This window comes from Sphingomonas sp. Leaf62, assembly GCF_001421915.1.
Taxonomy (GTDB): domain Bacteria; phylum Pseudomonadota; class Alphaproteobacteria; order Sphingomonadales; family Sphingomonadaceae; genus Sphingomonas.
Map to the genome: position 1 here is coordinate 24,656 of NZ_LMLN01000024.1, position 23,030 is coordinate 47,685.

Genomic DNA, 23,030 nt, shown 5'->3' on the forward strand with positions numbered 1-23,030 from the left:
GGCTCAGCGCCTCCGGAAATCAGGTGCGCGCCGTTCGGCGAACGCCGCCCGGCCCTCGCGCGCGTCGTCGGTCGCGAAGCAGATCGCCTGCAGGTCACGCTCGTACTCGATCGCCTTGTCCCACGGCATGGTGAAGCCCGCCCGCAGGTTCAGCTTGGCGGTTTCGGCGGCGATCGGCGCGCGCGACGCGATGACGGCGGCCATCTCGTGCGCTCGCGCCGTTAGACGCTCGGGAGCGACGACCTCGCTCACCAACCCCCATGCCAGGGCGCGATCGGCATCGATCATGTCGCCGGTCAGCAGCAGCATCGCCGCGTTCGACGGCCCGGCGGCATAGGCCAGCCCGGCCGCCATGCCGCCGCCGCCGATCCAGCCGAGCTTGATCTCGGGCGCGGCGAAGCGGGCGTTGGTCGATGCGATGCGGATGTCGCACGCCATCGCGGTTTCCAGCCCGCCGCCCAGCGCATAGCCGTTCACCGCCGCGATCACCGGCTTGCGGCACGCGCGTAGCGCATCGCAGTAATCGGCGCGATTGCGGAAATCCCATGGCGTCGCATAGCCGTCCAGCGTGGTGATGTCCGATCCCGCGCTGAACGCCTTTTCTCCTGCCCCCGTCACCACCACCGCGCGCACCGCGTCCGACCGGTTGCACTCGCCGACCGCCGCGACCAGCGCATCGGCCATCGCCGGGGTCATTGCGTTCAACTTGTGCGGCCGGTCGATCACGATCGTCGCGATGCGATCGGCGATGGTGAAGCGCAGCTCGTCGATCATGTTTCCGCTCCGGGCAGGTGATGCTGGGAATAGGCCGCGTCGACGGCGTCGAGCACCACGTCCGCCGGCAGTCCGCGCAGCAACCCGTCGCGGATCGCCGCCGATGCCGCCGTCTGGAACGCGATGGCATGGTCGTGGCGCGGACGGATCAGCGCCGCCTCGATCGTCGCGCGGGTCGCGCCATAGAATCCGCCGGCGGCGGCATCGACCGCCGGATTGGTCCATGCCGACCGGAACGACGGCTGCCCGTCATGCGCCGGAATGAAGCCACGTTGCGCTTCGTCGGACAACAGCCAGCGCAGATGGTCGAGCAGCTCGGGCGTCACCTTCGCACGGCGCGACACCGCAATGCCGGTGCCGCCCAGCGCCGATCCGATGCGGTTGCCGCTGGGTGCATCGGCATAGCGGACCTGTCCGTTGGCGGCATAGTTTACATAGCCATATATCAGCGGACACAGCACCGGACCGGTGCCGGCCGCCATCGCTTCCAGCAGCGCGATCGGGTTCATAGCTGCCGCGGCGCGCGTCGCATCGCCGGTCAGCCGCGCCATAAGAGCCCATGCCTCGCGGGCGAGCGGGCGGTCGACGAACCGGTCGCCCGGCCGCGTCGGCACGGCGGCCAGCGCGCCGCAGATCGACTGGAAGGTCAGCGCGGCATGCGGCCCGGCCAGCGACAGGGCGATCGGAACCCGCTCGGCCAGCGCCACTACGTCCGCCCAGGTCGTCGGCGCCGCGTCGTTCCAGTCGCGACGGATCGCCATCACCTGCGTCGCGGCATCGAGCGGTAGCGCCCAGTGCTGGTCCGCATAAAGATAGCTCGCCAGCGACGGCCCGATCGCCGCCATCGCCCATGTGGCCAGTTCATCGGCGGCGAACAGCTTTTCCAGCGGGATCAGGCAATCCGTCGCCACCGCCTCGCCGACGTGCGGATGGTCGAGCACCACCAGATCGTACAGCGCGCATTGCTCGGCGATCGGCCGCGACTCGAACCCCTCCAGCGGATGCCGGTCCCACACGACGAGCGTGCCGCCCGCCGCCGCCAGTGCATTGTAACCGCGCGGATGGTCCCAGGTCAGGCCACGAAAGCTCATGCGTGCTGCCGCACGACGCCGGATTCGATCAGCCGGTCGATCGCCTCCCGATCCAGCCCCAACTCGCCCAGCACCTCGCGGCTGTGCTCGCCCACCAGCGGTGCGCCGCGCGCGATGGCGGAGGGTGTTTTCGAAAAGCGGATCGGGAAGCCCGGTGTCTTGACCCGGCCTTCGGTCGGATGGTCATATTCGACGAAGGTGCCGTTGTGGCGGATCTGCGGATCGTCGACCAGATCGGCATAGCCATAGACCGGCCCCGCCCAGATATCGACCGCACGAAACCGTTCGAGCCATTGCGCACTGGTCGCCGACGGCAGCGCCGCCTTCACCCGCGCGAAGATCGCGTCGCGGTGCGTCCAGCTATCGCGTTCGTCGTCCAGTTCGGCGAAGAACGGATCGCCGAGCAATTCGCCCAGTTTTTTCAGCGGTGCCATCGCCAGCGTCACATAGCCGTCGCTGGTCGCGAACACGCCGTACGGTGCGCGGATATAGCTGTGGGCATGCGCTTCGGCCGAGCGGGTCTGCGGCTTGTTGCCGATGGTGAAAACCGATAGTTCCTGCATCTGGATGGTAGTGATCGCGTCGAGCATATTGATCTGCACCAACTGGCCATCGCCGGTGCGTTCGCGGTGGAACAGCGCGGCCAGCGCGCCCTCGAACGCCGAATAGGCGGTGACGGCATCGACCAGATATTGTCCGGCGGGCGTGGGCGGCTCGCCGTCCGCCCCGGCCGACAGCATCGCGCCCGACATGCCCTGCAACAACAGGTCCTGCCCTGGATAGCTGCGATACGGCCCGTCCTCGCCATAGCCCGACATCGAGACATAGATCAGCCGCGGGTTGATCGCCGACAGCGTCGCATAGTCCACGCCCAGCCGTTCGGCGACGCCGGGGCGATAGTTCTGGAGGAACACGTCGGCAGTCTTCACCATCTCCAGCAGCAGCGCCTTACCCTCCGCCGCCTTCAGGTCGACCGCGAACGATCGCTTGTTGCGGTTGAGCGACAGGAACGACACGTTGATGAGGTTGCCGGTTGCCCCGCCGGCCGAGGCATGGCGCTGCCATTCGCCCGAGGTCGGTTCGACCTTCACCACATCGGCGCCCAGATCGCCCAGCCGCTGCGCCGCGAACGGCCCGGCCATCGCGATCGAACAGTCGAGGACGCGGATGCCCTTCAGGATAGTCATATGGTCGGTCCTTCAGGCCATGACCCAGCCGCCGTTGACGTGCAGCGTCTGGCCGGTGATGAAACTCGCCTCGTCGGCGGCGAAAAAGGCGATGGCCGCGGCGATGTCGGCGGCGGTCCCGCGCCGCTTGATCGCCTGCGCGTCCAGCACCATGCGGTTGTACCCTTCCGGATCGGGGTGGATCGCCTCGGCATCGGTCGGGAAGGCTCCCGGCGCGATCGCGTTGACGGTCACGCCATACGGGCCGAACTCGCGCGCCCATGCCCGCGTCAGCCCGATCAGCGCGCCCTTTGACGCGACATAGGGCGAAAGATGCGCCCACCCGCCGGAAATGGTGATGCTGGCGATGTTGACGATCCGACCGAAGCCACGCGCGCGCATCCCCGGCAATGCGGCCTGCACCGCGACGATCCCGGCATCGACGTTCACCCGCTGGACGAACTGATGCTCCTCAATCGAATAGTCCTCGAACGGTTTCGACGGATAGATGGCGGCGTTGTTGACCACCACGTCGATACCGCCCAACTCGGCGATCAACCGGTCGAGCTCGGCGCGCAAGCCGGTGAGATCGGACAGGTCGACGGTAGATACCACCAGCCGCCCGGTATCGAGGGCGCTTGCCGCATCCCGCAGCTTCGCGACCTTCGCCGGGTCATTGTCGAGAGCGATCACGGTCGCCCCGCGCCGCATCAGCAGCAGCGTGGTGTCAAGCCCCAGTCCGCCCGCCGCGCCGGTATAGAGGATCCTGCGACCGATCATGACCGGCCCCGGATCGGCGGGAAGATGCCGCTGGGTTGCGGATAGTCCGCCTGCGGCTGGTGGGCGACCGCTTCGATGCGGGCGACGGCATCCGCCACCGCCGCCGCATCGGGCAGCAGGCGAAGCACGGTGTCGTACCGGCGTTCTTGCCCATGCTCCAGTTCGATCAGCTCGCCGCGATTACGCGCGAAGTCCTTGCCCATTACGTGGTTGGTCGATGGTTCGATGCCCAGCGCGTAATGGCCGGCGTGGAAGTTCTGCCACTGGTACATCGCCGGAAACTGGGTCTTCAGCGTCTCCACCTCGAAGCCGAAGCCGATCGCTTCGTTGACCAACGCGACGTTGACCCGGCCGTGGGGATCGGCGGCCATGTCGTGCTGCCACACCTGTTCGTGGAAATTGGCGATCGGCGCGGGGGCGGTGCGATAGCCGACGCCCTGCGCCTGATAGCTGTCGACATGCGCCGCCCAGACGACGTCGCGGATGGGCGCGACATAGCGTGCGCCCGGTGCCAGCACTGGATGGCCGACGTTGATATGGTAGCAATACATATGCGGCGTGCGGTAGAAACCGTGGTTGACCACGCGGTCGTGCAGCCGGATCTCGTCCCCGCCGACATCGGCTTCGATCCGGCGGATCAGGTGGAGGTCCTCGCCGAACACCGTCGATTGCTGCACCACACCTTCGGCCCACAATACGCAGTAGTCGCCGTCCCAATGCTCGCCATAGCCGGTCAGGCGCGCGGGGATCGTGCCGATGCGGCCGTGGAGCGACGACGCCACCTTGGCGCGCGGGCCGTAATGATAGTGCCCGGCCGGATCGTCGTGCATGAACAGCGTGTGGTCGAGGCCGCAGGTGATGTTCAGCCCCGACATCGACCGGAACCAGCCCAGCCCGCCTTCGCCCTCATAATCGTGCAGTCCGGGGTGCCGGAAGCCAGAGGGCGAATGCCATCCGACCGCGCGCCCGGCATGCTCGCATTCGGCAATATCCATCGCCCGGTCGATCAACACCGTGAAGCGCAGCCCGGTGCCGGTGCGGAATTCGAGCTGGCGGATACCACGCTCCACCCCGTCGCCCAGCGTCGACAGCCGCACGCCGGCGAACTGCGACAATGCCCCGGTCCGGGTCGCCAGCGTCCGCCGCGACATCGTCTCGCCGAACAGCGTGACCACCCTGCCTCTCCCCTCTATCGTAAGACGTATGATGTTTAGCTTTGGTGTCGGGTAACGTCAATCGTCCATCGCGAAAGTCCAGTCGCCCGATCCGATGCTGAACCGGACCATGCCGTCCGCGTCGCGCAGGTCGTGGATGGCAGGGTGGACGCGCAGCGCCCGGCCGCCCTCGCGCCACGCACGGCACATCGGCAGTTCGACGTCGGCGGTGGTATTGGCCGGAACCGACAGCGCCAGTCCGGTCAGCCCGTCGCCGTCACCATGCGTTCGCGTCGCGATCCGCCCGACACAGGAATCATAGGACGCCTCGACCCGCCCGACCCCGGGCAGCCACAGCGGCCGCACCGCGATTCGCCCGAACCCCGGCGCACCCGGCGCGATCCCGGCGAGCCGGCGATAGAAGAACCCGACCACCGCGCCGAAGGCATAATGATTGTAGCTGTTCATCGCGATATCGCCGGTATCGCCGTTCCACCGCTCCCACACGCTGGTCGCACCTTGCCCCGCCATATAGCCCCAACCCGGATAGTGGGTCTGAAGCAGCAGCGCCTCGACCTCGGCCAGCAACCCCGCGTCGGCCAGCACGTCGAGCAGATAGGGCGTGCCGAGAAACCCGGTCGACAGCGTCATGCCTCGTGCGCGGATATCGTCGGCCAGCACACGTGCGGCGGTGGCGCGCCACTCCGCCGGTACCAGTCCCATGTGCAGCGCCAGCACCTGCCCGGTCTGGCTGCCGTTGCCGACCCTGCCGCCTTGGCCGCCATATTCGGCGGCGAAGGCAGCGCCGATCCGCAGGCGCAGCGCGCGATAGTCCGCCGCCTCGTCGCGCCGTCCGGTCGCATCGGCCATCGCCGCCATCAGCTCGGCCGTCCATGCCCAATAGGCGGTGGCGCACAGTCCGCGCGGCGTTGTTTCGTCATCGGGCTTCACCGCATCGACCGACAACCAGTCGCCCAGATCGAGTCCGCGATCGTGACGCCACACGCCATCGGGATTGGCGGCGGCGACATGCGCCATCCACCGCGTCATCGCTGTCCAGTTCTCGTCGATGACCGCCGTGTCGCCGTAGCGCTGCCACAGTTGATACGGCAGGATCAACCCCGCCTCGCTCCACCCGGCGGTGACGACGGGCGGATAGGATTGCGGTTGCGGCACGACGATCGGATAGCCGCCGTCGGCGCGCTGAGCGGCGCGGACGTCGATCAGGAACCGGCGCAGGAAGGGGGCGACCTCCATGTTGAACGCCGCCGCATCGAGGAACACCTGGATGTCGCCCATCCACCCCATGCGTTCGTCGCGCTGCGGGCAATCGGTCGGGACGGCGAAGAAGTTCGACCGCTGGCTCCACAGTGCGTTGCGCCAGATCGTCTGCAACAACGGGGCATCGACGAAGCGCATCGCGCCGGTGATGCGGCAATCGCTATGGACGACGATGCCGACGACATCCTCGACCTCCGGCACCCCCGGATAGCCCTCGATCTCGACATAGCGGAAGCCGTGATAGGTGAACGACGGCTCGAACGTCTCGCGCGCGCCGGTTCCCGCCAGAATGAACCGGTCGGTCGCGCGGGCGAGGCGCAGGTTGGCCATGTCGACCGTGCCGTCGTCGCCGAGCAGTTCGGCGAAGCGCGCGGTGATCGTCGTGCCCGCGTCGCCCCGCGCGGCGATCCGTGCCCAACCCGCGAAATTCTGCCCGAAATCGAACACGAACCGGCCCGGCACCGGCTCGGCGACTGTCACCGCGAGGCGTTCGTCCACGGCACGCAGCGGCGGCGAGACGAGCGGCAGCAGCGCAACGTCGGGCGCGGTGCCGATGGCGGCGGTCGACCAGCCCGAATCGTCGAACCCGGCATGGTCCCACGCCGCGATCGTCCACCGCGCGTCGACCGTCTCGCCATCGTAGATTTCGGACCGCATGATCGGGGAGGGGGCGATGCGCCAGCCGGGACCGGTCGCGATCCGCTGCCGGCTGCCATCGGCATGGTCGATGTGCAGTTCGGCGCGCACCCGGCGCGGTGCGGGGCCGAACGCATAACGTTCGATCCGCCAGCCGAACGCGCTGGCATACCATCCGTCGCCGACCGTCAGTCCGATGGCGTTGGCGCCCGGCACAATCAGCCCGGTAACGTCGACGCTTTCGTAAAAGACATGGGCATCGGCGACGCTGATCTCGGGCGAGAGGATCGCGTCCGACACCCGTTGCCCGTTGATCGTCGCGATATGACTGCCGAGCGCCGTCGCATAGAGGCGGGCGGCGACGATCCCGCCGCGCGCGACGAAGTCGTGGCGCAGCAGCATCGCCGGTTCGGCCGGGCGCGGGTCGTTGCCGGCGTTCGATCCGCTCGGAACCGCGCAGGGCCAGTCGCCGGCGTCGAAGCCCGCATCCTGCCATCCTGCCGGCGGATCGGGCAGCACCCGCCACGCCGGTCCGCTGACGATCCGGTCGATCCGCCCGTCGGCGTGGTGCAGCCGGATCAGGCTGGCGAACGCGCCGCCATCGACCGGAAAGAAGCCGGTGACATCGGCGTCGACCGCGACGCAGACGCTGGCGCGGCCGGGCCGCAGCGTCGCCACGACCGGGGCGAGCGATCCCCAGAACGGCAGCGGACTATCATAGCCCCATGGCTGGTCGAGCGGCGCGGGCAGCCCGTCGATCCACACGCCGCGCAGATGATCCTTGCCCGCCACCGCGATCTCGGCATGCACCACGTCGGGCGGGACGAGCAGGTCGAGGCGGAAGCCGTGCAGGCGCGGGTCGAGCGCGGTGTCGCTCCATACCCATGCCATGCCCGCCATCCGGTCGGCAGCGGCAAGGTCGTCCTCCGCCTCAATCCAGTCGGCGCCCCATGTGTCTAACAGTCCCGCCTCGAACCATGCCGGACGGGAACCGGCCTGCCGTCCGTCGGCGGTGGCGATCTCGACCGACCATGACACCCGTTGCCGGGGGCGTGGCGGCGGCCCGCCATAGGGGACGGCGAAACTGGCATCGGAGGCCACCTCGCCGCTGTCCCAGACGACGGCCCCGTCCGCTTCGGCGCGGATGCGGTAGCGCGACTGGACGACGCCGTGGCCGTCGCTCTCGATCCGCCACGACAGGCGCGGGGCGGGGACGTGGATGCCGATCGGATCGACGATGGCCTCGGCACGAAGGTCGACGACGCGCAGGGTCATGCGGTGGCTCCGGCGGTAAGGCGAAGTGCAGGGTCGGCAAGGATCGACCGGTCGATCGCGGCGATCCGGTTCACGCCGGTCAGCGTCATCGCCACGGTCATCTCGCGCGCGATCAGGTCGACGAGCCGGGCGACGCCCGCCTCGCCCTGCGCCGCCAGCGCATAGATCCACGCGCGACCGAGCAGGACGCCCTTCGCGCCCAATGCCAGCATGCGCACGACGTCCAGCCCGGAGCGTATCCCGCCGTCCGCCAGCACGCTCAGCGCATCCCCCACCGCGTCGGCGATCGCGGGCAGCGCGCGCGCGGTCGAAAGCACGCCGTCCAGTTGCCGGCCGCCGTGGTTCGACACGACGATGCCGTCTGCGCCGATGCGCACCGCCTCCCGCGCGTCCTCGGGATCGAGGATGCCCTTGATGACCAGCGGGCCGTCCCATGCCGCGCGGATCCAGTCGAGGTCACTCCACCGGATCGACGGATCGAAATTCTTCGCCAGCCAGCCCATATAATCGTTCAGCCCGCTGTCGCTGCCCAGCACCGGCAGCAGATTGCCCAGCATGTGCGGCCGGCCGCGCAGCCCCACATTCCATGCCCAGTGCGGCCGCCCCAGCGTCTGCATCACCCGTCGCAGCGGCGCGCGCGGGCCGGACATGCCGGCATGGGCGTCGCGGTAGCGTGCGCCGGGCACCGGCATGTCGACGGTGAACACCAGCACGCCGGCGCCCGCCGCCTTCGCCTGCGCGATCAGGTCGCGCATGAACTCCCGGTCGCGCAACACGTACAGTTGGAACCAGAACGGGTCGGCGACCGCCGCGACCTCATCGATCGAACAGATCGACACCGTCGACAGGCAGGCGGGAACCCCGGCCGCCGCCGCCGCGCGGGCGGCCTGCACCTCGCCGCGCCGGGCGTACATGCCGCCGATGCCGACCGGACCCAGTGCGAGCGGCAGGGCGATCTGGCGGCCGAACAAATTGGTCGTCAGGTCGATGGCGGCCACGTCGCGCAACACCCGCTGGCGCAGGCCGATGCCGGCTAGGTCGGACACGTTGCAGCGCAGCGTCTCCTCGCCATTGGCGCCGCCATCGGCATAATCGAACAGGAATCGCGGCACGCGCCGTCGTGCGGCCTCGCGGAAATCGCTGGCGGAGGAAATAATCATCAGTAGGAGCTGAACAGCGCCTGCCGCGCCAGATTGAGCGCGGCCACCGCATCCTGCCGGTCCTGTGCTGCCTGCATCGCGGCGAAGTCCAGCTTGTCCAGCGCGCGCTCCACCGCCTTCAGGAAGCCGATCGCCGAATTGGCGGCGGCGACGCTGTCCTCGCGGAACGGGAACTGATCGAGCTGCCACACGCCCTCCCACCCGTTCTTGCGTAGGGTATAGAAGAACTCGAACAGCTCGATCGGATGGACCGAGCCGGCGATCAGATCGTCGTCCCACCCGCGAAAATTGTCGTTCACGTCCATCCCGAACAGCCGGCCGTGATCGATCGCCAGTTGCGCGGCGTCGGCCGGGCTTTCGCCGCCGTACAGCGAATGGCCGAAATCGAGCAGGATACCGACATTGGGCAGCCCCATCCGCTCGATGCCCAGCAGGGTGCGCGCGACACTGTCGTAGCTCATGTGGACGCGCGGTTCACGCGGCTTGTATTCGATGACGAATTTCAAGTCGGGGTTCTGTCCCGCCAATTCGGCCACGCCTTCGACGCTCATCCGCCACAGGTCGCGGTGGTCGACCTGGAACGGATAGTCCCACCCGTCCTGCCCCGGCCACAGCTTCACATAGTCCGCGCCGAAATGGCGGACGACGCGGGCGGCGTCGTTGCACATCTCATTGGCGAGGCGGCGGATGCCCGGATCGGGATTGGTGAAGGCGCCGCGCGCGAACTGCCGCGTATAGATTTCGGGCGTAATCCCGATCACCGACAGCGCGTTGCGCGCCAGCGCCGCGTCGACCTGAGACAGCGACAGGCTGGGATCGACGAAGGGATAGTTGATGTCCACTACCGACAGGTCGTCGACCCGCCCCGCCAGATCGATCATGTCGATCAGCGAACGGGTCTCGCCATAGCCATCGGTGGCGTAGCGATCGACATAGGTTGCGAAATGCCAAATCCCGGCACCATAGCGTTGCTTGCCCATCTATCGATCCTCCCGCGAAATTTTAGCCAAGCAACGCAATTGCGTTCCGGCAATAATCACATATAAGACGTCATATGAATAATATGTTCGCCACAGGCAATGACGATTTCGCCGCGCGCGCCGATCGGGTGCGTGCCAGGGCCAACTGGATGCGTCGGCGGCTCCTGGCGATGATCGTCGGGGCGGGGCAGGGGCATCCCGGCGGCGACCTGTCGGCGACCGATATCCTCGCCACGCTGTATTTCGACGTTCTGCGGATCGATCCCGCCCGGCCCGACGATCCGAACCGCGACCGGTTCGTGATGAGCAAGGGACATTGCACCGGCGCGCTCTATTCGGCGCTGGCGGCGCGAGGCTTCTTTCCCGAAGCCGAACTCGACACCTATCTCCAGCCGGAATCGCGGCTGAACGGCCATCCCAACCGGATGTATCTGCCGGGCGTCGAAACCAACACCGGACCCCTCGGCCACGGGTTTCCGGTCGCGGTGGGCATCGCCATCGCCGGACAGATCGACCGGGCCGACTACCGCGTCTTCGCGCTCACCGGCGACGGCGAATTGCAGGAAGGCAGCATGTGGGAGGCAGCGATGCTCGCCGGGCATCGGCGGCTGGGCAAGCTGACCGTCGTGGTCGATCGCAACCGCCTGCAACAGGGTGCGAGGACGGAGGATACGAACGCGCTCGAACCGCTGGCCGACAAATGGCGCGCGTTCGGCTGGGAAGTCGTCGGCGTCGACGGGCATGACGCGGGCGCGCTGCTGGCGGCGTTCGACGCGGCGGCGGCCCCACGCGACCGGCCGCTGTGCATCATCGCCGATACCGCCAAGGGTCAGGGCGTCAGCTTCATGCGCGATCAGGCGGGCTGGCATCATGGCGTGCCGAATGCGGCGCAATATGTCCAGGCGATCCGCGAGCTGGAAGCGGAGATGGCGTCGTGAGCGTCGCCGCGTCCAACCCGCACGGTCTGTTCGACTGCCGTGACGCCTATGTCGCCGCGCTGGAGGACATGGCGACCACCGACGACCGCATCGTCGCGGTAGTCAACGACTCGGTCGGATCGTCGAAGCTCGGCAGGTTCCGCGACCGTTTTCCCGACCGGCTCGTCAACGTCGGCATCGCCGAACAGAATATGGTCAGCGTCGCCGCGGGGCTGGCCAACGGTGGCAAGGTGCCGTTCGTCAGCGGCGCGGGATGTTTCCTGACCGCGCGGGCGATGGAGCAGATCAAGGTCGACTGCGGCTACAGCCAGGCCAACGTCAAGCTGTGCGGCATCTCCAGCGGCGTCGCCTATGGCGAACTGGGCGCGACGCATCACAGTATCGAGGATGTCGCGTGGTTGCGCGCGATCGACAAGCTGACGGTGATCGTCCCCGCCGATCCATGGCAGACCGATGCCGCGATCCGCGCCGCCGCCGCGCACGACGGCCCGGTCTATGTCCGCATCAGCCGGATGCCGGTGCCCGCGCTCGACCGGGACGACACCCCCTTCGCGATCGGCCGGGCCGAGACGCTGCGCGAGGGCGGCGACGTGGCGATCGTCGCCAGCGGGACGCTGGTTTACCGCGCGATCGCCGCCGCCGACATCCTTGTGGGTGAGGGGGTGGCGGCGCGCGTCGTCAACATGGCCACTGTGTCGCCGATCGATGCCGCCGCGCTGGCCGCGGCGGCGGCGACCGGCGCGATCGTGACCGCCGAGGAAGGGCTGGCGCACGGCGGGTTGGGCGGCGCGGTCGCCGAATGGTGCGCGCGCCATGCGCCGGTGCCGATGCGGATGCTGGGCTTTCCCGGCTTCCTGCCGACCGGATCGGCCGACTGGCTGATGGAGCGCTTCGACCTGACCGCCACCGGTATCGCGGCGGCGGTGCGCGACGTGCTCGGACAGCGGGCGGCGTGATGAGCCGCCCGGTCATCCTCGCGATCGATCAGGGGACGACCAATACCAAGGCGTTGCTGGTCGCCACCGACGGCACGGTCGTCCGGTCGCGGTCGCGCGCGATGCGCGTCGCCTATCCGCGGCCCGGCTGGGCCGAACAATCGGCGTCCGACATCTGGGAAGCGGTCGCCGCGCTGATCGGCGAACTGGTCGCCTCCGCCCCCGATGTGCGGGTCATGGGGGTGGCCATCGCCAACCAGCGCGAAACCGTGGTGATCTGGGACGCGGCTACGGGTCGGGCACTGACTCCGGCAGTGCTGTGGCAATGCCAGCGATCGGCCGGGCGGCTGGCCGCGCTGCGCGGGCAGGGGCACGAACCGCTGGTGCTCGCGCGCACCGGGCTTAGCCTCGACCCGCTATTTCCCGCCGCCAAGATCGCCGGCCTGCTCGACGCCATGCCCGGCGCGCGCGACCGCGCGGCGCGCGGTGAACTGCGCTGCGGCACGATCGACAGTTGGCTGTTGTGGAACCTGACCGATGGCGCGGTACATGCGACCGATCATAGCAATGCGTCGCGCACTCAGTTGTTCGATCTCGATCGGCTGCGCTGGGACGAGGATCTTGCCGCGATCTTCGACGTGCCGCTCGCCATGCTGCCGCAGATACTGTCGTCGGATGCCGCGTTCGGCACCGTCGCGCCCGGCATCACCGCGTTGCCGCCGGGCACCCCGATCCATGCCATGGTCGGGGACAGCCATGCCGCGCTGTTCGCGCACGGGATCGAGACCCCGGGCAGCGGGGTGAAGGCGACGATCGGCACCGGCAGCTCGCTGATGACGCCGACCGACGGGCGGGTGCGCTCGGCGCACGGCCTGTCCGGCACAATCGCGTGGAGCCGTGGCGGCGTCGTCCGCCATGCGCTCGAAGGGAATATCTCGGTGTCGGGGCAGGCGGCGGCATTCGTCACGACGCTGCTCGGGCTGACCGACGAAGCGGGGCTGACGGCGCTGGCGGCCACCGTCGCCGATGCCGGCGGAGTGACGTTCGTCCCCGCGCTGGCCGGGCTGGGCGCGCCGCACTGGCGACCGCAGGCGCGCGGGCAGATCGGCGGCATGACCCTGTCGACCCGCCCGGCGCACGTCGCGCGCGCGACGCTGGACGCGATCGCCCTCCAGATCGCCGACGTGCTGGTCGCGATGGAGGCCGATCTCTGCCGCAGCTGCGCCACCGTGTCGATCGACGGCGGCGCGGCGAAGAACCCGTTGCTGGGGCAGCTTCTCGCCGACCTGACCGGCCGGTCGATCCTTCGCCCGCATGCTGCCGAAGCCAGCGCGCTGGGCGCGGCACGGTTGGCGGCCGAGGCGATGGGACTGGACGGTGCCGACCTGCGACTGACGCCCGAGGCGGTGTTCGTGCCCGCGATCGACGCGCCGGCCCGGGCGGCGATGCGCGCCCATTGGGCAAGCGCGATCAAACACGCGGGGTGACGCGGTGCCGGGCCGGGCATCCCCCCGGCCCGGCCTGCCGTCCTACGCCGCCTGCCCCTCCATCTCCGCCTCGAGTTCGTCGAGCGACTTGCCCTCGTTGCGCGGTGCGCCGAGGTAGCCGATCAACCCGCTCAGAACCAGGAACCCGGTCAGGATCCAGGCCAGCGTCTGGAATCCGGTCGCCGTCAGCAGCGGCACGAAGAAGCTGAAGATACCCAGCGTGATCCGCACGATCCCGAACATCAGCCCCTGCGCCGTCGATCGCAGCAACGTGGGGAACATCTCGGCGCTCCAGAGCTGGAAGAAGGATTGTGCGCCGAACCCCTGGCCGATGCTCATCAGCACCACATGGAACAGCGCCATCGGCAGCGTCAGCGGAAAGATCGCCAGCAGCGACATGCCGATCACCTGGACGATCGCCGACACCAGGAACAGCGTGCGCTGGTTAACCCGGTCGGACAGTCGCATGAAGATCAGCCAGATCGACAGCACGCCGAGCAGGAAGCTGAACGACTGCACCGCCACCGCCATCGCCTGGCTCTGGTTGCCGACCGTGCGCAGGATATAGGGAAAGAAGAAGCCGTTGGTGCCCGCCCACAGGTTCCACATGCCGTACATGCCGATCAAAAACGCCATCGGCGCGATCCACTGCCTTGTCATCAGGTCGCGCAGCCGCGCGGGCTGCGCCGTCGGGCCGGCCGCCGGTGCCTTGTCCGCCTGCGCATCCAGCCAGCGTTGCGATTCCTTCATCCGCGATCGCAGGAAGGTCAGCGCCACCGCCAGAATGGCAAGGTGCGCGAACACGATCCGCGCGCCGAGCAGGCCCAGCGGTTCGAGCACCAGAAACATCAGCAGCACGACGACCGGGCCCAGATACCACAGCACCTGCGCCACGCCACTATGCTTGCCGCGCGCGCCCTTTGGTGCGGTTTCGGCGATCAGCGACCATGATGCCGGAATATCCGCGCCGACCGCCAGCCCGACGAGGAAGAAGCCGATCAGCACCATCCACGCATTCATCGCGAAGATCAGCCACAACATGCCGAACGCATAGAACAGCATGTCATATTGGTAGATCTTCTTGCGCCCGAACAGGTCGCACAGCCGCCCGCCGACGAACGCGCCGATGCCGGCGGAAATGGCGTTCGGCCCGAACGCGCCAATCAGCCCGACGAAACCGGGGCTTAGGTCATAGGCCTGCATCCACAGTGCGAGCGCGGCCGAACCCGCGACGATGGATCCGGCATCGATATAGTTGGCAAGCCCGGCCAGAATCGTGTTCTTCCAGTCGTTTCGGTCGGAACCGATTCCTTCCGCGATTGCGCCTTCCATTCCCTCTCCCTTCGGTTCTATATCATATGACGACATATGATAGTATGAGTTGCGGCGCAATCGGAGAGCGATGGTGACGGTTTCGCGAAGGACCATTTTGGGCGGTGCGGCGGCCGTGGCGACGGCGGCACTGACTCCGGCTGCCGCGGCCGGGAACCCACAGCGGGTCGAGCGCTGGGGACTCCACGAGATCGCGCTCGCCGGCCCGGCGGGCGGCAACCCGTTCGACGACGTGACGCTGAGCGCGACCTTCGCGCTGGGAACGGCACGGATCGCGGTGCCCGGCTTCTACGATGGCGATGGCATCTATCGCATCCGCTTCAGCCCGCCGTCGCTCGGGCGATGGACGTGGACGACGGCGAGCAACGTCGCCGCGCTCGACAGGCGAAGCGGGACGGTGGAGAGCGTGCCCCCGTCGGCCGGCAACCACGGCCCGGTGCGGATGACGCGCGACGGCTATCATTTCGTCCACGCCAACGGCACGCCCTATCGTCCGGTGGGCACGACCGCCTATTCGTGGGCGCTGCAATCCGATGCGCAGTGCGCCCGGACGCTGGCGACGCTGAAGGCCGGACCGTTCAACAAGATCCGGATGTGCGTCTTCCCGAACGTCGCATCGGTCGCGACCGATCCGTTCGTGCGCACCGGCGGGGGGCCGCGCGACTGGGACCCGACCCGCTTCGATCCCGCCTATTTTCGCCGGTTCGAGGACCGCGTCCGCCGGCTGGGCGAACTGGGGATCGAGGCCGACGTCATCCTGTTCCACCCCTACGACAAACTGCGCGGCTATTCGGCGATGCGGCGGTCGGACGACGAACGCTATGTCCGCTACGTCGCAGCGCGATTCGGTGCGTATCGCCATGTCTGGTGGGCGATGGCCAACGAATATGACATCGTCGAGGACAAGACGATCGCCGACTGGGACCATCTGTTCGCGGTACTGGTTGCCGCCGATCCGCACGACCGGCTGCGGTCGATCCACCAGCTCAACGTCTATTACGATCACCGCAAGCCATGGATCACCCATGCTAGCATTCAGCACGGCGCGGCGGTGCTCGACGACGGGCGGGTCCATCCGCACCGCAATTTCGCGCAGAAGGCGGTGATCTTCGACGAGGTGATCTACGAGGGGAATTCGGACAAGCGCTGGGCGCGGCTTACCGGCGAGCAACTAGTCGAACGTTTTTGGTGGGGCACGCTCGGCGGTGCCTATGTCGGGCATGGCGAGGTTTTCACCGATACCGGCAATCCCGACCAGTCGTGGCTGGGGCAGGGCGGCAGCCTGCGCGGGACCAGTCCGCCCCGGTTGGCGTTCCTGAACCGCATCCTCGCAAGCGTACCGTCGCCAGGGATCGATCCGATTCAGCAATTCTGGGACTATCATCTCGGCGGGCGCGATTTCACTTGGTATCTTAAATATTTCGGCAACAGCCGCCCGACGCGCTGGGACGTCGTCCTGCCCACACGCGCTGCCAATCCGCACCCCGATTACCGGATCGACATCCTCGACACATGGAACATGACAATCACACCGGTGGAAGGCGTGTTCCATATGGTCCAGCGCGACGAATACGACAGTCACGACCCTGCGCGGCCGAGTATTGTTCTGCCAGGGAGCCCCTATATTGCGCTACGTATAATGAAAGTGTAAAAATTCGCTAGACATTCCACGAATTTTTGAAACCGGTTTATTGCTAGGTGTACTGTGTATAGCCCGATAATATACGAATCACTGGAGTCATAAAATTAACGATCGTCAGTATTGGGTTTGGGAATTACGGATGTAAGGGCGGCAATTGGAACGGCTCGGAGCGACCGGATGATCCTAGAAAGCGTCGTTGCCAGCCAACGGTTAGTTTCTCCGGGTATGGTCAACAGCTATTACATTTATGCGCGGAACAACGGAACGCATGTGCCAATGGGATTGGCATGAGAATGGCTAGGGCGGCTCAGTAGTACGGTTCGTACCTTGGTACGCCGACCGGCGTGCCGCGGGCGAAGGATAATGCACACAAATAGACAGTACGACTCGGCCGTCCAAAAGAAAATTACTGGTACGTCAATGTTGAACTCATGCGCGTTAATGAACGAGCGGCCGATGTTGGGGATTCAATAAGGTGGTGTGAATGGCGGCTTGTGGGTCCTACCGCCTATCGGTGCACAGGTGACGAGCGCCACTTTAGAACCGCCCACGAGTAGATCACTCCTTGACGGCACCAATCTGCTTAAGCAGGTTCAAGTTGTCCATCAGAGCCCAATGCTCGACCAGTTTGTCACCTTCGATACGGAACAGGTCCATCACTTCGATATCGGTGCGCGTCCCCGTCGCCGGCGTGCCTCCATACTCGCCAGAGTGGGTCGCGACCTGACGTAAGTGAACGAGCACGCGGTCGCCTTCCGCCACCACTTGCACGATTTGATATTAGATGTTGGAGAAGCCGCCGTGTAGGACAGAGGCCAGCTTCCTGGTCCCCGCCGGCCCTACGACCGGGAAATCAAGTCCGGCGTCGTGGCGGACGAATTCGGGCGCAATATGCACTTCCCACCATTCCTCATCGCGGTCACGGAAAGCGGGAAAGTAGGCAAGCGCCAGCGCCCTGTTGGATTCGACTGACATAATCCGTTCCTGGAAAAGGGGCAGGCGGAGGGCCCGCCTCGCATAGATCAAGATAGCGGCGGTTGACCGTTCGATGCGGTGAGGCCACCGTCCACGGGCAGATTAACACCTGTCACAAAATGCGCGTCCTCACTCGCCAAGAACGCGATCACACCTGCAATGTCGGAGGGTTCGGCGCCGCGTCCGAGCGGGATGCGCTCTTCGAATTTGGCAATAAGCTCGGGCTGTTCCTTCATGCCCGCAGTCAGTGCGGTATAGGTCAGCGACGGGTTGACCGCGTTGACGCGGACGCCGTTCTTCGCCTCGTCCATCGCCAGAGCTCGCGTGAAGTTGCTGACCGCCCCCTTTGCCGCACAGTAGAAGCTGTGGTTCCAGTCACCGCCCAACCCCGACACCGACGAGACGTTGACGATGCAGCCCTTCGACTGGCGCAAGTGCGCGATCGCCGCACGGCTCATATGGACGACGCCATAGAGGTCGGTTTCGATCACCTTCGTGAACTCGGCAAAGTCGCCTTCGTCGACCTTGCCAAGGTGATCGACGCCGGCGTCGTTGATCAGCACGTCTATCCGACCGAACCGATCGACCGCAGCCTTAACCAATGCCTCGCATGCCGCGCGATCGGACACGTCGGTTTCGCGGGTCTCGACCGTGCCGCCGAACTCGCCCGCCAGCTTGTCGAGCGCACCCTTGTCGATGTCGCCCAGTACAAGCGTGGCACCTTCGTCGGCGAAGCGGCGAGCGGCGCCCTCACCGATCCCCGAGGCGGCACCGGTGATGACGACGACCTTGTCGGAAAAGCGCGCCATTACGCGTTCTCCGCCTGTGCATCGTGCTTGCCTTCGCAAAATTCCTCAACCAGCTTGGCGCAGAAGGCAGGCAGATCGTCCGGGCTACGACTGGTGACGAGGCCTTGGTCAACGACGACCTCCTGATCGACCCAAGTGCCGCCCGCATTCTCGATGTCGGTCTGAAGGGTCGGGAACGAGGTCAATGTACGGCCGCGGACCTGACCGGCCTCGATCAGCGTCCATGGTGCGTGGCAAATTGCAGCAACGGGCTTCTTGGCAGCGAAGAAGTCGCGAACGAACGAGACGACCTTATCCGATCCGCGCAGCTTGTCCGCACCGACGCAGCCGCCCGGGATGATGAGCGCATCGAACTGATCGGCCGAAACCCCGTCGATCGCCTTGTCGACCTTGAACTTCGCGCCGGGATCGAGATCGTTGTTGAACGTCTCCGCCTCGCCCGTCTCCAGGCTGACGACGGTGACCTGCCCGCCTGCTTCCTCAACTGCAGCTTTCGGTTTGGCGAACTCAGGTTCTTCAGTCCCGCGCGGCGCGATCAGGATCGCGATGTTTTTGCCTTCGAGTTTCATGATGGTCCTCTCACTATCAGCAGCACTGGCGTTTGAGCTCAGGCCGGGATGTCGTGGATGTCGGCGGTGTTGGCAGCGGCGATACCGTTCTCGCGGTGACGGAAGTCGCTGAGCGCCTGATAGACCTGCATGCGCGCACGCATCACGCCGCCCAGCGGGCGATGGACCTCAAGGCTATGGGCCGGGCGGAACGTCATCACCTCGTCGAAGTAGCGGACGCGGTCGGGACCATAGGCCGACTGCCGCGGCAGTCGGATCGTGGCGACGGTACAATATGGGCTTTCGCTTGTCGGCCAATCGACGGAGGTGTCCTCGATCGGCTGCGTCCCGGCATCGGTCCACAGCTGCGCCCGAAGCTCGAACACTGCGTCGTTGCCCTCGAAGTAATCGACCGCGGCATGGCGGAAGCCATCCTCATCCTGATGCGGGTCGAGCTGCCAATCGGCGAGCGCATGTTCCTCGGCTGAAACGGGAAAGGCCCCGATCTTCGCGACATGGTCGCCGTAGCGCACCGGGCACTGGCTGAAATATTCCTCGACCAGCGGGTGGCTGAAGGGGTGGCCATAAAAGTCCAGCGTCGGGCTTGGCCCCGCACCGACGGCGTTCAGCACCTTGTTGATGTTGCGGGCGACAGAGGCGGCCGCACTCTTCACCCCCTCGGGCATGGGCACCGTCAGCCCAATCTTCTTGGCTTGCGAGAGGAAGCCCGCCACGGTCCCCGCCGGGAAGGTCGTGCCGCTGGCGAGGACGAAGTCCTGCGTTGGCGCGTCATGGCCGGGCAGCTTCGTGCCCTCGACGCCGAACACCTTGATCGACATGCCGCGATGGGTCGAGACGCGATCGCCGAGCTTCTCACCGGGTCCTTGCGCAAAACGGACGGCGACATCGAACGTGCCTGGCTCCGCGAAGAGGCCCTGTGCTAGCTCGGGCGGCAATTCAGGCGCGACGATGAGCTTGCCGATCACGCAGGCCGTGCTCTTGGCATGGCTCGCCCGTACCGCGTGCCCGTCGCGCTTCTCGACGGTCTGGCTCTCTTGGGTCATGCCCTGGATGATGCCGTCGATGCTCTCCTGTTCGTCGGACTCCGGTGTTTCGATGTCGGGCGAATAGTGCAGATAGGTCATGGGATGTCCGATCACTTGGCGGGAGCGAAGGAGAACAGCTGCGTCTTGATCGACGGCGGTGCGCCGGGCGTGAACCAGTTGGTGTCCTGGATATGGCTGGCGGTGACGTACATCGTCCCGTCACGCCCTTCGGAGAAGGTGTCGGGCCAACGCAGGCGGCGGTCGGTCAGCACCGTCTCGACGGTCGCGCCGTTCAGCCGCTTGATCGCATAATCGGTCGGCGAGGTCAGGTAGAGGACGCCTGCCTTGCTCATCCACAGGCCGTCAGCGACGTGGGTCTGCGCGACCGTCTTCACCGCTGCCGCCCTGTCGGCCTCGCTGACGTCCGACCGCAGCCTGGCGGTGTCGATTGAATACAACGTCTTTCCGGTCAGCGCCTGGTAGTACAGCGTCTTGCCGTCTTTGGAGATCGCGATGCCATCGGCGGCGAAGGCTGGCTGGCGGCCATCGGGACGGACCAGCGGCTTGCCGTCGAGCGTGACCTTCACCGTCTTGTCGATCTGCGTCGAGGCGTGCCCATCGAGCGCGCGGTGGCTCTTGCCGCTTTCGAGGTCGACGACGATGATCGCGCCGCGCGTGCCACTGTCGGTGATGTAGCCGGTCTTGCCGTCGGGTGAGAAGCGGATGTCGTTCAGGTAGGTGCCCTGCAGCGCCACATCGCCGGGAACCGGGATCGTCTTCGTCACCGCGTTCGATGCCAGATCGATGCGGACGAGCTTGGGGGCGCCTTCGAGGATTTTCTCGTTTCCGGGCGCGCCGGGATCAAGCACCCAGAGGTTGCCGTGGCCGTCGGGCACGATCGACTGCACGCAAACGAAATAATCGCCGACCGGCAGTTCGTTGGCGCGGGCGTTGCGCCAGCTGTTCCACTTGGCGTCGGGATAGGGGCGTAAGGATCCGTCCTTCATCACCTCGGCAACAGAGATGGGCGCGTCGTCCGTCCAGCGAGGAAAGTTGACGAAGCGACGGCCATCCTCGGTCACCGCGACGCCGGTCGCCTGATGATCGAATTGTGCCACCTGCGTCAGCTGCGCGCTGCGTCCCTGGGCATGGGCGACTCCGGCTGCGGCAGCGGCGACCAGGCCGATGGCGGCGATCCCGGCGGCATAGGGGGCGGCTTTCTTCATGGTCAGGCTCCTGTCGATCGTATCGGTGAGCACGGCGGGGGCGCCGGCGAAGAGGGTAAGGAGGTGGCGCACCACCGCTTGCGGGTTCTCCCGCTGCGGAAAATGGCCGACCCCGGTCATGGTGATGCGAGCGAACCGGCCCGCGAATTTTGCTGGCACGCCCAGCGCGGTCGAGGGCGGATTCACGCCGTCGGCATCGCCGTGAATGTAGAGCGTCGGCAGAGACAAGGTCGTGGTCGCCTTGACCTTGTCCTCCAGCCAGGCGCTTCGTGGATCAGGCTCTGCTTCGCCCCAGCGCGCGCGATAGCTGTGGAGCGTCACGTCGACCCAGTCGGGATTGTCGAACGACTGCGAGACACGGTCGAACGTGGGCTCGTCGAACCATCCCGGTGGCGACCAGTTGACCCAATGCAGATGGGTGAACCCGCGCCGGTCCGAACGCACCGCCTCCGCCCCGCGCGCAGTTGCCATGAACCAGTGATACCATTGCCGCTGGGTCTGCTCGAACGGCGGCGTCGGCATGCCGCCCAGCCGCGGCGGGGTCGACAGCATCGCCATCCGCTCCACCCGATCGGGCCAGCCGACGGCCAGGGCCTCGGCGGTGTTCGATCCCCAGTCGTGTCCGGCGACCATAAAGTGATCAATTTCGAGCGCGTCGAGCAGTGCGATCATGTCGATCGCGAGCATCGCGCTGTCGCCGGTTCGGGGGGCGTCGTCATCGAGAAAGCGTGTGGCGCCGAACCCACGCAACGTCGGGACGATGACGCGGAACCCTTCCGCGGCCAGTGCGGGGGCCACCTGATCCCATGTCGACGCGTCATCCGGCCAGCCGTGGATGAGGAGCAACGGCTGCCCCTCCTCCGCGCCGTAAAGCGACACCTCCATGTTCAGGTAGCCAGTGCTAATCATCGGCATTCGTCAGCCTCCTGGCGGTGCAACCTTTTGCGTGCGGTGGTGGAATCGGCCGCTCCATCAAAGCTTTGGATTCACCAACAGGACCACGGTCAGAACGGCCAGCGCCCCGTTAATCTCCGCGCCGGCCGGCCAACGTTCAGCGTCTTGGGATCGCACGCCACCTTCGCCGGTCAGGCACGACCGCCAGCAGGCTCGTGGTAGGGGCAGCCGTTCACGCGGGCACGGAAGTCGGCGGAGTGTCGGTAGGTCTCGTTGCGAGCCCGGTTGATGTTCCCGAGCGGCCGGTGTGCGGCAAGCCCGGTCCAGATCGAGAAGCGCAGCTCCTCGTTGATCTGCTGGAACTTGTCCTCGCTCAGGCTGTCCTGTTTGGCCGCTCGGATGGTCGCCACGGTCTGGAAGGGCGCATCTTCTTGCTCCCACTCGACGGTCGGATCTTCGACAGGTTGCTCCTTCAGGTCGCGACAGAGTTGGACCCGCACCTCCCATTCCATCTCAAGCACCTGGGCCTCTGTCCGGATGACGTCGCGCAACGCATCGGGGCGGGTGCTGGCATCGATCGTCGTGCCGGTCTGATCGGTGAGGTCCTCGGACACGGGGAAGACAGCGAATTTGGCGATATAATCGCCATAGCGGAACGGCGTGACGCTGAAGTAGGTCTCGCCGAGCGGATCGTAGTTGGGTCCGCCGCCAAGCGTCTGCACCTTCGGGCTCTCGATACCGACCGCGCTCAGCACGGTGTTCACGCCGCGAAGCACCTTCGACATCGCCTCCTTGGTGCCCTCGAGCTTGTCGGTGGTGCCGGCCAAGAGCTTGAGGTTGCCTAGGTGTTTAGTCCCGGCATCTGGTGGATCGGGTTGACGATGAACCGGTCTGGCTCTGA

Annotated in this window: 19 protein-coding genes and 1 pseudogene; 4 read left to right on the forward strand and 16 right to left on the reverse strand. The window is 66.5% G+C overall.

All coding sequences use genetic code 11. The annotated features are described in order from the left end of the window. Positions 1-3 precede the first annotated feature (3 nt). From ASE91_RS10200 to ASE91_RS10235, 8 genes are read right to left on the reverse strand one after another with little or no spacing between them, the layout of a single operon-like run. Positions 4-774, reverse strand: a complete 771-nt coding sequence (locus ASE91_RS10200; protein WP_056503858.1) for an enoyl-CoA hydratase/isomerase family protein — start codon at positions 772-774, stop codon at positions 4-6. Next, positions 771-1,865, reverse strand: coding sequence for an extracellular solute-binding protein (locus tag ASE91_RS10205; protein WP_055998295.1), 1,095 nt, complete (start codon positions 1,863-1,865; stop codon positions 771-773). The genes ASE91_RS10200 and ASE91_RS10205 overlap by 4 nt, the downstream gene beginning before the upstream one ends. Further along, positions 1,862-3,052 carry a CaiB/BaiF CoA transferase family protein gene (locus ASE91_RS10210; protein ID WP_055998292.1) on the reverse strand — a complete coding sequence of 397 codons (1,191 nt, stop codon included), beginning with the start codon at positions 3,050-3,052 and terminating at the stop codon, positions 1,862-1,864. The genes ASE91_RS10205 and ASE91_RS10210 overlap by 4 nt, the downstream gene beginning before the upstream one ends. A 12-nt stretch (positions 3,053-3,064) precedes the next feature. Continuing rightward, positions 3,065-3,811 carry an SDR family NAD(P)-dependent oxidoreductase gene (locus ASE91_RS10215; protein WP_056625789.1) on the reverse strand — a complete coding sequence of 249 codons (747 nt, stop codon included), beginning with the start codon at positions 3,809-3,811 and terminating at the stop codon, positions 3,065-3,067. Next, positions 3,808-4,986 (reverse strand): aldose 1-epimerase family protein, encoded by a 1,179-nt coding sequence (locus ASE91_RS10220; protein ID WP_055998288.1) that lies wholly within the window; start codon positions 4,984-4,986, stop codon positions 3,808-3,810. Before ASE91_RS10220 ends, ASE91_RS10215 begins: the two co-directional genes overlap by 4 nt. A 57-nt stretch (positions 4,987-5,043) precedes the next feature. Continuing rightward, positions 5,044-8,157 (reverse strand): alpha-L-rhamnosidase, encoded by a 3,114-nt coding sequence (locus tag ASE91_RS10225; protein ID WP_056625793.1) that lies wholly within the window; start codon positions 8,155-8,157, stop codon positions 5,044-5,046. Beyond that, positions 8,154-9,317: an FMN-dependent L-lactate dehydrogenase LldD gene (gene lldD / locus ASE91_RS10230; protein ID WP_056625797.1), complete on the reverse strand. Its 1,164-nt coding sequence runs from the start codon at positions 9,315-9,317 to the stop codon at positions 8,154-8,156. Before lldD ends, ASE91_RS10225 begins: the two co-directional genes overlap by 4 nt. Then, positions 9,317-10,297: a sugar phosphate isomerase/epimerase family protein gene (locus tag ASE91_RS10235; protein WP_056503848.1), complete on the reverse strand. Its 981-nt coding sequence runs from the start codon at positions 10,295-10,297 to the stop codon at positions 9,317-9,319. Before ASE91_RS10235 ends, lldD begins: the two co-directional genes overlap by 1 nt. Positions 10,298-10,371: 74 nt before the next feature. Here ASE91_RS10235 and ASE91_RS10240 point away from each other — a divergent pair, with 74 nt between their 5' ends. The 3 genes from ASE91_RS10240 to ASE91_RS10250 are packed head-to-tail and all read left to right on the forward strand — an operon-like array spanning position 10,372 to position 13,657. Then, positions 10,372-11,235, forward strand: a complete 864-nt coding sequence (locus ASE91_RS10240) for a transketolase (protein WP_235519726.1) — start codon at positions 10,372-10,374, stop codon at positions 11,233-11,235. Continuing rightward, positions 11,232-12,191 (forward strand): transketolase family protein, encoded by a 960-nt coding sequence (locus ASE91_RS10245; protein WP_082453961.1) that lies wholly within the window; start codon positions 11,232-11,234, stop codon positions 12,189-12,191. Before ASE91_RS10240 ends, ASE91_RS10245 begins: the two co-directional genes overlap by 4 nt. Further along, on the forward strand, positions 12,191-13,657 hold the full coding sequence (locus ASE91_RS10250; protein WP_056625799.1) for an FGGY family carbohydrate kinase: 1,467 nt from the start codon (positions 12,191-12,193) through the stop codon (positions 13,655-13,657). Before ASE91_RS10245 ends, ASE91_RS10250 begins: the two co-directional genes overlap by 1 nt. Before the next feature lie 42 nt (positions 13,658-13,699). On the opposite strand, the gene ASE91_RS10255 is transcribed toward ASE91_RS10250, so the two are convergent. Continuing rightward, positions 13,700-14,989, reverse strand: a complete 1,290-nt coding sequence (locus tag ASE91_RS10255; RefSeq protein ID WP_055998273.1) for an MFS transporter — start codon at positions 14,987-14,989, stop codon at positions 13,700-13,702. Between the two features lie 70 nt (positions 14,990-15,059). Between ASE91_RS10255 and ASE91_RS10260 the strand changes: the two genes are divergently transcribed. Next, positions 15,060-16,640: a DUF5060 domain-containing protein gene (locus ASE91_RS10260; protein ID WP_056625802.1), complete on the forward strand. Its 1,581-nt coding sequence runs from the start codon at positions 15,060-15,062 to the stop codon at positions 16,638-16,640. Between the two features lie 549 nt (positions 16,641-17,189). Here ASE91_RS10260 and ASE91_RS10265 read toward each other — a convergent pair. The 7 genes and pseudogenes from ASE91_RS10265 to ASE91_RS10295 all read right to left on the reverse strand — a co-directional run. Continuing rightward, entirely contained in the window at positions 17,190-17,402 is a 213-nt protein-coding gene (locus ASE91_RS10265; RefSeq protein WP_327196778.1) for an ester cyclase, read from the reverse strand. A gap of 9 nt (positions 17,403-17,411) precedes the next feature. Further along, entirely contained in the window at positions 17,412-17,606 is a 195-nt protein-coding gene (locus tag ASE91_RS10270) for a hypothetical protein (RefSeq protein ID WP_156357780.1), read from the reverse strand. A 47-nt stretch (positions 17,607-17,653) separates the two neighbouring features. Continuing rightward, positions 17,654-18,415, reverse strand: a complete 762-nt coding sequence (locus tag ASE91_RS10275) for an SDR family NAD(P)-dependent oxidoreductase (RefSeq protein WP_056625810.1) — start codon at positions 18,413-18,415, stop codon at positions 17,654-17,656. After that, on the reverse strand, positions 18,415-18,984 hold the full coding sequence (locus tag ASE91_RS10280) for a type 1 glutamine amidotransferase domain-containing protein (protein ID WP_055998266.1): 570 nt from the start codon (positions 18,982-18,984) through the stop codon (positions 18,415-18,417). The genes ASE91_RS10275 and ASE91_RS10280 overlap by 1 nt, the downstream gene beginning before the upstream one ends. Before the next feature lie 38 nt (positions 18,985-19,022). Next, positions 19,023-20,108 carry a catalase family protein gene (locus ASE91_RS10285; protein WP_056625825.1) on the reverse strand — a complete coding sequence of 362 codons (1,086 nt, stop codon included), beginning with the start codon at positions 20,106-20,108 and terminating at the stop codon, positions 19,023-19,025. 11 nt (positions 20,109-20,119) lie between these two features. Then, positions 20,120-22,150: an L-dopachrome tautomerase-related protein gene (locus ASE91_RS10290; protein ID WP_056625812.1), complete on the reverse strand. Its 2,031-nt coding sequence runs from the start codon at positions 22,148-22,150 to the stop codon at positions 20,120-20,122. A gap of 170 nt (positions 22,151-22,320) precedes the next feature. Further along, positions 22,321-23,030: pseudogene (locus tag ASE91_RS10295) on the reverse strand (catalase); the annotation flags it as partial.